The 14,062-nt window shown below is 38.4% G+C and carries 15 protein-coding genes; 4 read left to right on the top strand and 11 right to left on the bottom strand.

Going from position 1 to position 14,062, the window contains the following annotated elements; genetic code table 11:
• Positions 1-53 precede the first annotated feature (53 nt).
• Positions 54-941, bottom strand: a complete 888-nt coding sequence (locus tag HXV90_RS02725; protein ID WP_048392528.1) for a LysR family transcriptional regulator — start codon at positions 939-941, stop codon at positions 54-56.
• A 140-nt stretch (positions 942-1,081) separates the two neighbouring features.
• On the opposite strand from HXV90_RS02725, the gene hutG reads away from it, so the two are divergent.
• A complete protein-coding gene (gene hutG / locus HXV90_RS02720) occupies positions 1,082-2,047 on the top strand; it encodes a formimidoylglutamase (protein ID WP_269898296.1) in 966 nt (321 codons plus the stop codon).
• A complete protein-coding gene (gene gltS / locus HXV90_RS02715; protein ID WP_016993292.1) occupies positions 2,044-3,228 on the top strand; it encodes a sodium/glutamate symporter in 1,185 nt (394 codons plus the stop codon). The genes hutG and gltS overlap by 4 nt, the downstream gene beginning before the upstream one ends.
• Positions 3,229-3,276: 48 nt before the next feature.
• On the opposite strand, the gene HXV90_RS02710 is transcribed toward gltS, so the two are convergent.
• The 6 genes from HXV90_RS02710 to HXV90_RS02685 form a co-directional block, all read right to left on the bottom strand.
• On the bottom strand, positions 3,277-4,539 hold the full coding sequence (locus HXV90_RS02710; protein WP_048392523.1) for a polysaccharide deacetylase family protein: 1,263 nt from the start codon (positions 4,537-4,539) through the stop codon (positions 3,277-3,279).
• A gap of 467 nt (positions 4,540-5,006) precedes the next feature.
• Positions 5,007-5,843 carry a D-alanyl-D-alanine carboxypeptidase family protein gene (locus tag HXV90_RS02705; protein ID WP_131520045.1) on the bottom strand — a complete coding sequence of 279 codons (837 nt, stop codon included), beginning with the start codon at positions 5,841-5,843 and terminating at the stop codon, positions 5,007-5,009.
• Positions 5,844-5,921: 78 nt separating this feature from the next.
• Positions 5,922-6,539 (bottom strand): histidine phosphatase family protein, encoded by a 618-nt coding sequence (locus HXV90_RS02700; protein ID WP_269898295.1) that lies wholly within the window; start codon positions 6,537-6,539, stop codon positions 5,922-5,924.
• 44 nt (positions 6,540-6,583) lie between these two features.
• Entirely contained in the window at positions 6,584-7,003 is a 420-nt protein-coding gene (locus HXV90_RS02695) for a DUF3995 domain-containing protein (protein ID WP_269898294.1), read from the bottom strand.
• Between the two features lie 92 nt (positions 7,004-7,095).
• A complete protein-coding gene (locus HXV90_RS02690; RefSeq protein WP_269898293.1) occupies positions 7,096-7,605 on the bottom strand; it encodes a TetR/AcrR family transcriptional regulator in 510 nt (169 codons plus the stop codon).
• 198 nt (positions 7,606-7,803) lie between these two features.
• Positions 7,804-9,492, bottom strand: a complete 1,689-nt coding sequence (locus tag HXV90_RS02685; protein WP_269898292.1) for an AAA family ATPase — start codon at positions 9,490-9,492, stop codon at positions 7,804-7,806.
• Between the two features lie 93 nt (positions 9,493-9,585).
• Here HXV90_RS02685 and HXV90_RS02680 point away from each other — a divergent pair, with 93 nt between their 5' ends.
• Positions 9,586-10,017 (top strand): hypothetical protein, encoded by a 432-nt coding sequence (locus HXV90_RS02680; protein ID WP_257960817.1) that lies wholly within the window; start codon positions 9,586-9,588, stop codon positions 10,015-10,017.
• Positions 10,018-10,049: 32 nt separating this feature from the next.
• Here HXV90_RS02680 and HXV90_RS02675 read toward each other — a convergent pair whose 3' ends face one another.
• From HXV90_RS02675 to HXV90_RS02660, 4 genes are all read right to left on the bottom strand, one after another.
• Positions 10,050-10,970 (bottom strand): helix-turn-helix transcriptional regulator, encoded by a 921-nt coding sequence (locus HXV90_RS02675; RefSeq protein WP_259951132.1) that lies wholly within the window; start codon positions 10,968-10,970, stop codon positions 10,050-10,052.
• A gap of 395 nt (positions 10,971-11,365) precedes the next feature.
• The gene (locus HXV90_RS02670) at positions 11,366-11,680 is read right to left on the bottom strand and encodes a YbjQ family protein (protein WP_004225046.1); all 315 of its coding nucleotides are present in this window, start codon (positions 11,678-11,680) and stop codon (positions 11,366-11,368) included.
• Positions 11,680-12,171 carry a nucleoside 2-deoxyribosyltransferase gene (locus HXV90_RS02665; RefSeq protein WP_103118295.1) on the bottom strand — a complete coding sequence of 164 codons (492 nt, stop codon included), beginning with the start codon at positions 12,169-12,171 and terminating at the stop codon, positions 11,680-11,682. Before HXV90_RS02665 ends, HXV90_RS02670 begins: the two co-directional genes overlap by 1 nt.
• 12 nt (positions 12,172-12,183) lie before the next feature.
• On the bottom strand, positions 12,184-12,618 hold the full coding sequence (locus HXV90_RS02660) for a GNAT family N-acetyltransferase (protein ID WP_269898291.1): 435 nt from the start codon (positions 12,616-12,618) through the stop codon (positions 12,184-12,186).
• 183 nt (positions 12,619-12,801) lie between these two features.
• On the opposite strand from HXV90_RS02660, the gene HXV90_RS02655 reads away from it, so the two are divergent.
• Entirely contained in the window at positions 12,802-13,968 is a 1,167-nt protein-coding gene (locus HXV90_RS02655) for an immunity 26/phosphotriesterase HocA family protein (protein ID WP_269898290.1), read from the top strand.
• The last annotated feature ends 94 nt before the right edge of the window (positions 13,969-14,062 follow it).

Here is a 14,062-nt window from a genome sequence, read left to right as displayed (position 1 = left end):
TTCTATTTTTGAATTTTCTAATAAAAGAGAAAATTCATTACTATGGACTTACATCATTTATTTTCAAAAAACTGTACTATATCCTTCAGTAATTGTCGGATGGCTAATGGTAAATGACGGTTTTTTAAGTACACTAGATAGACATTGCGACTTAAATTCAGACCTTCTATTTCTTTTTTTACAATCGTTTTGGCAGTCGGTCCTTGCAAGTAATTTTCAGGTAATATGGTCACTCCTAAATGTTCTCGTACAAGCGATACAGCGGTTTCAAAACGCTCAATTTCAAATTGAATATTGATGTTTTTACCAGCCTGTTCAAATGACGTTAAGATATCTCGTCTTGTTTGAAAGCCCTCGGTACTAATAATAAATGGTTCTTCACAAATATCTGAGATGGTTAAAGTATCCTTTTGGGCTAACGGATGATGTAAAGGTAATACTGCGACCAACCGTTCTTCATATAAAGTTTGAACTTCCAACTCTGGATCATCCATTAGCTGATTGGTGATGATTAAATGAGTTTTATAGCTTTTCAAGGATTTTTTCACACGTTTACTACCTAAAATATCGACTAAGTGAATTTTCATGTGAGGATAGTCTTTTTTATAGTTGGCGATTACCTTTGGCAGCCAATGCTTAATAGATTCCATGACACCAATGGTGATGTCTCTCGTGCCATGAACAATCACTTCATCCATTTCGATTTTTAGCACTTCCATATTTTTTACAATAACTTTTGCTCGTTCAAAAAGTAACTCTCCAGCTTCTGTTAATTGCAGATTTCTAGTATTTCTCTCTAATAAAGGGGAGCCAATCTCTTGTTCTAATTTTTTGATCGCATTACTTAAGGAAGGCTGCGAAATATGCAGTCTTTCTGCGGCTTTTGAGAAATTCATCTGTTCTGAAACAGCGATAAAATAGTGTAATTGTTTTATGTCCACCTATAGATACCTCCCAGATTTATAGTTAAAAGCTATAGATTAATATTAATTATATATTAGTAATTATAATTATGTGAATATATAATGAATTACAACAATACTTTTTCTACAATAATATTCACAATGGGGTTGATAAGTTTATGTACACAATGACAGATCAAAAACAATGGAAAGGCCGAATAGATTCAACGACAAATACAAGCAGCTTTCGTTTACATCAACAAGTAAAAAGAGTTGCGATTAATGATGTAAGCGCTTCAGATAAGAAAAGTGCTGCTCTCGTTGGCTTTATCTGCGATGAAGGGGTACGTCGAAATCAAGGCCGTGTAGGGGCAGCAAATGGTCCAAACGCCCTACGAGAAGGCTTAGCCAGTTTACCGTGGACATTTGAGGACGATCAGCAAATTATTGATGTTGGCAATATCGTTTGTCTAAACCATGCTTTAGAGGAGGCGCAACGTGAGCTTGGTGAAGTCGTAGCAACAGTACTACAAAAAAACATATCATGTGTGGTGCTAGGTGGCGGGCATGAAACGCTGTATGGCCATTATTTAGGCGTTCGTTCTGCTCTACCAAAGGAAGCTAAAATCGGCATCATCAATATAGATGCTCACTTTGATTTACGACCATATGATGAACAACCTTCGTCAGGTACGATGTTCCGTCAAATTTTAGAGCAGGATCCACACGCTGACTATTTTGTTGTTGGTATTCAACGCTACGGCAATACAAGAGAACTTTTCGAAAAAGCTGATGAATTGAACGTGAAGTATGTTTATGAGGATCAAATGACGGTAGCCTACCAACAACAATTAACGGATGCATTACAACATTTTATGGATAAGCATGATTATATTCTTTTAACATTATGTATGGATGTATTGAATGCAGCATTTGCTCCAGGTGTAAGTGCTCCATCACCGTTTGGGCTTGACCCATCGACTGTGCGCTCCATTTTGCAACAAGTCACTTCACACCCTCACACCCATTCATTTGATATATGTGAGGTCAATCCGTTATTAGATGAAAACGGACTTACAGTGAAATTAGGTGCCTATTTTGTATATGAGGCACTGAACAACTTACTTAGGGGGCAAGGTTCATGATCGAAATTAATCAAATTACAACGGTATTCCTAGCTGTTGCACTCTTTGCATTAGGAAGCTTTCTTATCAATAAAATAGGCTTTTTAAAGCGTTTCTGTATCCCAGCACCAGTGGTTGGTGGTTTATTGTTCGCTGCTCTTGCCACTATCTTAAAAACAACGGGTATTTTAGAAATATCACTTGATACTTCTTTACAAAGCTTATTTATGATTACTTTCTTTACGACAATTGGCTTAGGTGCAAGCTTTAAACTTGTAAAGCTCGGTGGTAAATTACTGATTATCTACTGGCTAGCATGTGGCTTCCTAGCGTTAATGCAAAATGTCATTGGGGTATCTCTGGCCTCACTTATGGGGATCCATCCTTTAATCGGTATGATGGCGGGTGCCGTTTCTATGGAGGGTGGTCATGGCGCTGCAGCTGCATTTGGCCAAACCTTAGAAGATTTAGGGATTTCTTCAGCTATGACAATTGGTGCTGCTGCAGCAACATGTGGTCTAGTTGCTGGTGGCTTAATTGGTGGTCCAATTGTCAAATATTTAGTAGGTAAATATAATTTAACACCAGATGAACAAGAATCGGAAGAAGTCCAATATGAAAATAAACATGAGCAAATTACATCGGATTCGTTCTTTACACAAGTCTTATTAATTACTTTCTGTATGGCTGTTGGTACGTACGTCGGCACACTATTCTCAGAAGCAACAGGTTTCGTTCTACCTGGCTATGTAGGAGCAATGTTTGTGGCTGTATTAGTACGCAATATTATGGATAAATTCAAACCTGAAGCCATTAATATGAAAAGCATCTCATTAATTGGAGATGTCACATTAGGTGTATTCCTTTCCATGGCTCTCATGAGTATTAAATTATGGGAAATTGCTGATTTGGCACTACCATTATTCATCATTGTTTTTGCGCAAGTATTCTTTATTGTTGTATTTAGTATTTTTGTGTTATTTAAATTACTTGGCAAAAACTACGATGCTGCTGTTATGGTAGCAGGTTTTGCAGGACATGGTCTAGGCGCAACACCAAATGCCATGGCCAATATGTCAGCCGTTGTGCAACGCTTCGGTCCTTCTAAAAAAGCCTTTCTTGTCGTACCGATTGTCGGCGCATTTTTAATTGACGTATTTGGGATTCCTATTATTATTACGACTATCAATTTATTTAAATAAAAAAGAGCTTTGCATTCGTTCTGAGTAGACGATTGCAAAGCTTTTCTATTATTGTAATATCTCACTTACTGTAACAAATTCATAGCCTTGTTTTTGTAAATAAAGAATAACATTTTCTAAACCATTGGCTGTCGTTTGATGGATATCGTGCATTAGAATAATACTCCCATCTTTTACAGAGGCTTTGACATACGCTAAAATTTTATCTGGATTATGATGTTTCCAATCCAGTGTATCAATCGACCACAAAATCGAGGGGATTGTCATGACAGAACGTACTTGGTCATTGGTCGCCCCATAGGGTGGTCGGAAAACAGTTGGATACTGCCCGATGGCTGCATAAATAGCATTACTTGTGCCATTGACTTCTTGTTTAACGCCTGCTATTGATAAGGTCGTTAATTTTTTATGGCTCAAGGTATGGTTTCCGATTTCATGCCCTGCTTCATAGACTTGTTTAACGATTGCAGCATTTCTTGACACATTTTTACCTACCATAAAGAATGTAGCCTTGGCATCGTATTTCTTTAACGTTGCCAAAATTTGTGGAGTCACCTTAGCATCTGGCCCATCATCAAATGTTAAGGCTACCCGTTTTTTTGCGCCTTTCGCTACTGGCACACCTTTATTATAAACTTTATTATCTATTAACTGAATATCGGCTAGCTCAGAAGCTTTGACATACCCTTTTTGGTCGCCTGCTTCTACATAAGCCCAACCAGCAAGTGTTATGTAATACTGGACAGTTGTTTTATTGGGAAGTGTACCAAGAACTTCTCCGTCTGGACTAGCTGTTAAACGTAATTCAGCACCAGCAACAGCATTAATTTTTTTCTTCGTTGGAGCTGGTTTTTTTAATGCGTTTGTCGCTACATATCCTATCTCCTCGCCATATTGAACGAAAGACCAACCACCAGGTGCTGTGCCATATACATAAATTATTCGTCCTTCATAGAGCTGTCCTACATGCTGGGCATGTTGACTTGGGGCTGTAAATAATGTTGTACCGCCCTTTTGAATCACTAGGTATCCCTCAGACTTCAACTTGACTAAAGCATCAGATGTGACATAGCCCTCCTGCTCTGGCGTTTGAATATGTGTCCAACCTTTACTTACTTTTGTTACTGAAACAAAGCTACCTTTCGAAAGTTCCCCGATCTCCGCACTATTCGTAGAAGCTTCTTCAAAAATAACCGTATCTTTGACTACCTTGTGAATCACCACTGACCCTTCAGCATTTACTGAAAGTTGCCCTGCCAAGATGCACATCATAAACGTCAAAACGATGGCAAAGGGTAAAAATTTTTTCATTGTTCTACACCGCCCTTAGATGTCTTCCATGTCTGTTTGCTAAAAAATTGCTAAGATTTAACTTTTATTATAGAGTAAACAACCCTGCCATAAAATAGTAATAATCAACTAGATTCCCTTTTACGATGCTGCTAAAATTCATATTTTAGTAAATACTTATACATTCCTCCTTCCCTTTTTACTGAGAAACTATGCATAGGTTATGATAATTAAATGATGGTGGCTTATTTTGTAGATTTTTTGTTAGCTCCTTTTTCTCATGCTGCTAAATGGCCTACGGACTTAGGTGAGTGACCTTCTCCTTACTGGGAGCGGGCTCTCACCTCTTTGAGAAGCAGCTCTCCCCGTATTTGATGGTTCCTATAAAAAGCTGGTTATCCACCACCGAACCTCAGCTATATAATCCCCCTTTCTATTAAGACGTTAGGAACCATGAAAAAGTTGAGGTTTTTTCATTATTCTTCCTGCTATAAAGCTTCGAAGGCCGTTAGGGCATCTTCAATATGTGGGGGTGGGTTCCATATATAGCTAGGAGCATTGGTTGTAATGAATAAAAAAGATTTCCCTTCTTTCTCGATTATGGTCGCCAGACACAGTCCTGCTTCTGGGGTATAGCCTGTTTTTCCACCTATTATCGGACTGTCTAGACCCGGTAATTTTGTAAATAATGAGTTTGTGATGATTAATTGATTGGGAACATAGGTTGTGTAGTTTTTTGAGGTAAATATTTGATAAAAGGTAGGATTTTCTAATGCATATCGCAGAAGCTTGCTGATATCCCGCACGGTGGATACATGTGCCTCATCATGTAGGCCACTGGTATTAACAAAATATGTGTCATGCATGCCTAATTCTTGCGCCTTGTTATTCATCAACGTGACAAATTTGTCCTCACTGCCAGCGACAGCATCTGCAAGTGTTCCTGTTGCATCGGCACCTGAGGCAAGGAGTGTACCATACAATAAATCCTCCATCGTGACAAAATCTCCTGCTTGAAAGCCTGCCATCGAAGCATTTTGTGCCGTATAGTTCGCAATCGTTTGGGGCTCTACAATGGTTTGTGTTTGTAAATTATCTGTCATCTCTATGGCAACGATGGCTGTCATGATCTTTGTTAAAGATGCAGGATAAATAATAGCATCCGCATTTTTTTCGTATAATACATCGCCCTGTTCATTGAGTAACAAAGCATTTTGACTATGTAATGATGGCAGTTCTAGATGCGTGAATTCATATGTTTTGCTTGTATAATAAAATAAGAAAACCATGATACAAATACAGCCTACTAACATCCACTTTTTCATAAAAAACGCCTCCTACACATTATAAGAGGCGGCATTTCTGAATATTCCTTGAGAAAAATGGGATGCGCTCAAATATTTTCACAGGTAAAAATCATCATCGAAATTTGAACTAATTCTTGTAATCTCTTTATTTGTTAATTTGAACATTACATCTTGAGAAACCTCTAACTTGAGCGTCTCTTCTTTGCTTAGACTTGCATAGACGCCGCGTAAAATACGACCAGTTAAGCCATGCGAGACAACAATCACTTTTGAAAGTGGTTGAATCGTTTCAAGCAAAGCAGTTAATCTGCTTACAACAGCTTCATAGGTTTCCCCATCTGGTGCACGAAAATACCAATTGAAGGCATCTGTGTTCGTTAACAAGGCAGGCCATTGTTGCTGTATTTCCGCCATGGTTAATCCAGCCCATTGTCCCACAGCAACCTCTGTTAAACGTGAATCCTGCCTCACCTTGTTGCTGTCATAGCCCAGTGTTTCACAAAGTATGGCTGTGCTTTGCATGGCTCTTCCCATTGGACTTGATAGGATGGTCCATTCATCTGCATCGCCAATGAGTGATCTCAGCATGCGTGCATTTTGCTGAACCTGCTCCCGACCACGCTCAGTGAGTGGTGAATCAAGCTGTCCTTGATATCTCCCTTGTGTATTATAATTCGTCTCACCATGGCGAAGTAAGTAGATCATTTGCTCCATTTTATATCCCCCATTCTGCTCCCCTTATTAAAGTAAAATTGCTGTTAAACTAACACCAGCACATAAACAAAGCTAAGAAACAAGCATAAAGGACTATACCATTTTGAATCATTTTGAGCAAATGTGGAATGCTTAATCGTTTTAAAAATACCAACATACTTAAAATCACCAATTGCTCGTAGCAAAAATACGAGCGCACAAACGATACTTCCTACTTTTGAAAAAATAGAGGCTTGAAAAGATGGCATGAAGCCTCCTTGAACAAGGATGATACCACTTGCTAGCATCAACAGCATTGCAACAAAGAGCGTTCCCCATTTTCTCGGCGTAAAAACGGCTTGTTGGCTGCCTTCTTTCATAGGAATAACAGCTTCTGTACCCCATCGACCACCAAAGGCCCAATAAATATGTAGGATACTCATGAGCCATAATAGTCCCACTGCGACAATTGATAAAATAAACATGTTCCACCTCCTCTTCACATTTACATACGCTACCGTATGTTCTAGCGTTAAATATAGTCCCTCAAAGCCCATGTTAGCTCCGAGAGACCCTCTTACTGTATTAACAGCTTAATCATTTTTTCGAGATCGAAATGAGGATTGGCTTCAAATCGTGTCATCCAGCCTATATAGGTTAAATAAGCTAATCTTGCACGATCAGTGGATTCGTCTATGCTGATACCACTTTTTTGATAGAGTGTCGCCACACAGGCTATTCGCTGCTCCTCTATTTGAACGATACGCTTTGCGACATCTGAATCATATTTGGCCCAAGCATAAATGCCTATCTCCATCTTTTTATTTTTGTGAAAACTTATCCGTAAAAGCTGCTCTAAAGTAGCATCAACTTGCTCCATATTTTGAATAATGGCCTTTGTTGCGTGGGTTTCCCAATAGTCTAGCATGGCATCTAAAAGTTGTTGACGATCACGAAAATAATGATAAAAGCTACCTTTACTAATGTTTAATGATCGAGCAAGTGCTTCAATACGTACTTTATGAATCCCCGCTTCTGCTAATTGCTCTAGACCCGCTCTAATCCAATCCTCTTTCGTTACTTGCATAATTGCCCTCCAAAAAATACGTTAGCGTATGTTTTGTCTTATATTACCACTTTATACATCACTCATCAACTTTTATCGTTTTTATGGCGTACATTAATATGATTATTCACTGTAACATGAACTGTTACTAGTCGTGGTAAAATACATGCACACACTAAAATAAACACTAATAGCTTTTTCATGAATTTACTCCTTCTCTTAAAAAGTATTGTCAAACAACTTTTCTGCAATGCCCTGTAAAATATCCTGCTCCTCAAATGTCATGAGTTCTTCTCTCGAGATTGTTGCCTGTTGAATCAATCGGTTTGATTGGATCGTCACTAGTTTTTCAAACAAGTTTCGAATATAACGACCATTCGAGAAATTAGGGATGGTTTCAATCGGCATATGACGTAGCTGTGTTTTCATATGTTGGGCAAATGCTTCGCCAAATTGATAATCGTTCGTTTGACAAAGCATCGCAAAAATATCATAGAGTTCATCCGTGCTAAAATTATCAAATTGTACAAAATGATTAAAGCGAGATTTAAAGCCTGGATTAGATTGTAAAAAATCTTCTATTAGCTCTGTATAGCCCGCAACAATAATTACCAAGTCATCACGTAGATCCTCCATTGCCTTTAATAAACTATCAATAGCTTCCTTCCCAAATGCATCCTGTTTATCATTCATTAATGAATAGGCTTCATCAATAAAAAGTACCCCGCCCTTTGCTTTGTTAACGACTTCCTGAACCTTTAACGCTGTTTGTCCAACATAGCCAGCGACTAAACCTGCACGATCTGTTTCCACAAAATGCCCACTTGAAAGGACGCCAAGATGCTTGTAGATTTGGCCAATAATGCGGGCCACTGTTGTTTTACCTGTGCCTGGATTGCCCGAGAAGACAAGATGATACGTAATAGGAAAGCTTGTTAAACCATGATCCACACGCAGACTTTGAATTTTAATAAAGTTTATTAAATTATGTAATTCCTTCTTTGCATTCGGAAGACCTACAAGACTATCTAATTGTTTTTGTAGCTTGGCAATCTCTTGCTCGACTTCAGGTGTAATGCGTAACCGCTCATCGTTAATAAATTCACCACTATAGATAATTTTGCCTTCTTCATTATAATAATCGCCTCGTCCATGTTTTTTGCCTTGAACAAGGTCACCAATATAGGAAGCTTGCCCATTGGCATAATAGAGCGTTCCTTGCCCTGTCATCATATCCTCTTTAAATTGCCCTTCCGCTTCTAAAATTCCATCCCTAGAATATACTTTGCCTTTACCATGCTTTAGGTCCTCAAAGAAATGACCTTCATAGTGGAGATTAGTTACACCACGTGCAAGCTCCTCAGCTGTTGGTGATTCAGTAGGGTAATATAGCTTCCCAGCCCCTTGCATATGATGCCAAATAAAATCACCCTCATATTGTAAAAATCCATTTGGAAAGTATTGCTTGCCTTTTCCCTTTTTCATGCCATGGACAAAGTCACCCTCATACTGCGGTTGATTTAAATGTGGATACTGTGCTCGTAGTGTTTGATAAGGGCGAATTACTTCTTCTTCATAATATAAAACACCATAACCATCCATTAAGTCATTGCGAAAATGACCTTCATAATGGATATGACCATCCTTATATAAAATGCCATGACCCTGTTTTTTATTTTGTATGAATTCACCCTGATAAATGAGTTGTCCTTTCAAATACATAATGCCATTGCCTTGCTTCATATGATTGACGAATTCACCCTCGAATAATAATTCTCCCTCTTGATCAAATAGCGAGCCTTTGCCGTCATAAATATCGTGACCGAAATCATTCTTCTTGACGCCACCTCGATACATGATGATTCCACTTGGGTAAAATAGTTCTTTTTCTTCATGATTATGTGTCATTTAATTGCCTTCCTTCATCATTTCAGTATATGCTCAATTATAGCGTGGAAAAGAATACATATGTGTGAATTTTTAGAATTTAAGGAGACAAGCATGAAAAAAAGATACAAACTACTTCTAGGCATTTTACTACCACTACTTATTCTGTATATCTCGACAATGCTGTTAACACGAGACACTGATTTTACAACAGAGGTAACAGAACGTCTCGAAATGGAGGAAATTCATGAGATTGAAATTATTCGTTCCTCAGATGAAAAAACAGTAACGATTACTGACGCAGCAGAAATCAATCAAATTATGCAGCCATTCAAGGACCTACCTTTAAAAAAGGTGTGGTTTTCGAATTCTGATTCTCATGAAGCATACTGGCTAACACTCTCAATTAATGACAACAGGGAAATTGGCTTGCGTTTAGATGATGACCAGCATTTATTCGTGTATTTATATGAGGAAAATTACATGAAAGATTATAAGCTCACTAAGGATATCGATATGACATTTATCAAACAATTGTTTCAGTAAACGTAAAAACCCGTGCATGTATACACGGGTTTTTATATGTAACGATAATTTTGCTGCATAGCTTGTAAGGTCTCAATGATCTCTTCTCTCAGTTCAATTGGCTCTAATACCTCCATATCGGCTCCTTGACTTAACAACCACTCTTTCACGCCATATTCTAACACTTCTGCCTCAAAAACATATTCATGATTGTTTTGTGAAACTAGGTGGGCTGTTGGGAAACGACTGTAGACTATTTGAGGAGAACGGCCTTTATAGAGAAGACGGATATGAGTAAGGTCATTAGTGTCCTCTACTTGTAATGGATGTACAGATGGAAATTCAAAATGTATAGTCATTTCACGAAAATGCTGAATACGATCCATTCTGTAAACAGTTGGGGTTTCTTGATTATCTCCTATTAAATAAAAATAATGTGTTGAAAAGATAACAGCGAGCGGCTTTAAAATTTTTGTAGTTGGAATCGCTTCACCCTCCTGTAAATAATCAATTGTAATGACCTTTCTCTTTTGTATGGCTGTTGAAATTCCCCATATCAAGGACAATAATGACTTGTTTTGATGGATATCTTCATATACAATTTTTTCATTTAATAACAGTTGATCGTCTGCTACACGTGAGAGAAGTTGATTAACGATCTCACCGATATCCGATTTTACGAGAGCTTTTGAGGCAATCAGTATTTTAACGATGACTAGTACCTGTTCTTTAGATAAACGATTGTTTTTTTTATGCATTAATTTATACACTTTTTCTGTACGTACATATTGTAAATGGTAATCTAGCTTAGCCTTTTCCAGATACGTACGAATTTCATCGATATCCCGTTGTATGGTTTTTTCACCAACCTGATGTGTCAATGCTTCTTGCTTCTTGTTGATTCCTTGGCCATCCATCAATCGATCAAACATCGATAGTACGCGGTAGCCTTTGCCTTGTTGTGAATCTACCATATATCCCACTCTTTCTTCTATCATGCCCAGCTTGCAGTATATTGGCCATAAATAGCCCTTATACTGATTGCGTCCAGATTTTTTGCGAGTTGCTCAAAAAGCTCCTCTTCAAAATCTGTGACCTCCGCTTGGGCTTTTATCTTGATTCAGTTGGTGTTTTGACACCTACTCCATTTGTGCATTCATCTCATTATCTATAAAATGAATCAAGATAAAACTTCTACTTTATTGGTATAATTTGTACTATACGCATCCTATAATAAATCACCATTCAAGCAGCACAATAGACTGTATTTTTGACATAATTAACTAAAATTTTACAGCATTTTAGATGAATGTGTCACTTTTTAACCATTGGAAAAGGACTTCCATTGAATGAAAGTCCTTCTACTCTTTTATTTGAATTTTACAGCTGTTCCATATACCAATACTTCGGATGTACCATCCATGACAGATGAAGTAGCATAACGAACGCCTACAACTGCATCTGCACCTAATTGTTTGGCTTCCTCTACCATTGCCTCTGTGGCAATTTCACGAGAGCGCACAAGCATCTCCGCATACTCCTTCATTTCTCCACCTACAATATTGCGAAGACCTGCTATCATGTCACGACCAATATTTCTAGATTGAACAGAATTCCCTTTCACTAGCCCTAATGTTTCCATGATATCTTTTCCTGCCACCATGTCTGATGTAGCTAATAGCATCATGATGCCTCCCCGTTCTGTAGTTTTTGTATGGCTTTCACAGCCTCTTCAATAGAAGATGTAATCACGCCATTGCGTTTAATTAACCCCACAACAAATAAATTACGATAAACAAACTGATTCTCTAGCCCATCTCGGATCAGTGCCTCTATTTTTTGCATATTGTCCCGCCCTTGCTGACGAACATCTGTTAGCACCCCAACAATGGGACGATTCAGCATCGAAAACGCACCTATCTCTGCGGCAACGCCTGAATCAATTTCCACCCCATCTAATACAGCTATCAGAACATCGCTATCCTGTAGCATCTCTAAATCTGCTTGGGCGATCGCTAAGCTATCTGCATAGGCAGATTTATCATTGATGGCCTCATTCTCCTGAGGTACATATAATGCGATGCCTGGTACTGCCTCGCGAATAGCTGCTGCCAATTGTTCATTTACAAAACGATCGCCTAACGAAAATAACCCATTTGCTAAATATGCTTTCATGTATAAAACTCCTTAATCAATTGTTTTTTCAAATATAATTTTATGTCTGCCTTTTTCATCAATAAATGTTGATAGTATATCGAAACCATGCTTGAGGTTGGTAATGAGCATGGCTTTGAATGTATTTCTTCCATATGTACGAACTTTGTGAAAGCCTAAAGTCTTGATATATTCATGCTGTTGTTTCATTAATTGACTTGCAATTCCCTGACCTCGATGTGCTACATGAACGCCACCCAACCAACTATAAAAAATATCATCTGGATGTGGGTAGCCTAGTTTAAAGCCGATCAATGTGTCACCTTCCACTGCCAATATGCAAAGAAGGCCTTCTTTCTTTTCTAGCTTTTCGAGTGGCAAATTTGCTCCATCAAAAACGTGAGCGTGGATTTCTTGTAATTGTTCAAGCCAAGCATAGGGTATGCCTTCAATCGTCACAATATGCATATTCATCACCTCTGTCTGTCATTATAGCAGTTCTATAGCCTGAAGAAAAAGGTAGACATCTGCTCCAAAAGCAATTATTATCACTGCATAAAAGTAACTATTTTCCATCTAAGCTATTTTCGACACCCACCAAATTCAGTATACTTGACCAAAATACAAAACAATAGCTAGGAGGAAATTCGATTGACACCATTTACTAGTTGGTTAACGAATTCATTGCGCCCCTATTTCGGCCTACATACTTTAGAAGCACATTGGGAAACGATTCCGATTCGAGAGGATTATTTTATTTGCCTTGAAGGCGATCTCATTAAAAAAAGAATTTTCGTGAATGAGCATAGCTACCAAGAAGCGGATGTCGACATTTTAACACGTAATCGTGAAGTCATTGTCCCTCAAACTGCGCGTGGAAAAGAAAAGAAATTGAATTATACCAATATCTCCGCTGTGAAAGCTGCAGGCGTTGTTTTTTCTGTTGGTCTAGGTAATGAAAACCATCCATCTAGCTATATCACAGCTCGTAACACTAAAACATATTACCAGCTACCATTAACAGGCTTTGAGCATTTAACGACTAAGTCGGCTCTCTTGAATTGGTTAGAGCAATTTCCCTCCCAGCTACCTGCAGATTACACAGACAAGCTAGAAAAGCTAACTAAAATGAAAAGTCTACGCTATAAGACTGTACCAGGTGATATTTTTCGTGTAGAAATCGATTTATTTGTAGATGGCTATGTGCTTGTTATTGGCGATTTACGACAAATGCAAAAGGATCATCTATTTGGAGAAGATAGTATTTGGCATAATGTAATGACAATGCCATTGTTTGTACGGCCCTATTTGTTGACAACGACAGAGCGCCTGCCTTCTCTTGAGGAAATCATATCTGCTCCATTGGCCCCTCAAACCCATATTGTGATGGATGACCATTTTATGCGAGGATGCTATGAAAAGATAGGCCATAAAATGTTAACAGAATCCGATATTGTCTTTCCAATGGGCTATGGCGTGACACTAAACTATGGGAAAGAGCCTCGATATCGTCTATCCTGGGGAACAGGAACAATTAGTAAACCTGCACCTTCCACCTCCTATCAAACAGCTAGCCGTTTTACCAATCATGGTGTCTATGCAGGCGTTGCCAGTGATTGGTTGAAGCAAGAGGAAGGAATTGTAACAGAGTCGCTAGATCATCCACACTTCCGCGAAGATCGTCAGCGGGCACTCGCTGAATTTAGTTTTCCAGATGATATCTCCTACGATGACTTTAATCGCCAAACGGGTGGATTGACCCGCACCCAATATATTCATTACCTCAATAAAACCTATCATCGTACACAAAAAAAATAGAGGGAGCTTCTAGATGCTCCCCCTCCACTTTTTCATCGATGGTTGATTTCATCCAATAATTACTTATAATATAGAGATATCATTAACCAACTTC

It is taken from the genome of Lysinibacillus sp. JK80 (assembly GCF_027557635.1).
Classification (GTDB): domain Bacteria; phylum Bacillota; class Bacilli; order Bacillales_A; family Planococcaceae; genus Lysinibacillus; species Lysinibacillus capsici.
Note: the sequence above shows the minus strand (reverse complement) of the source record. Positions and strands in the feature narration are given on the sequence as shown.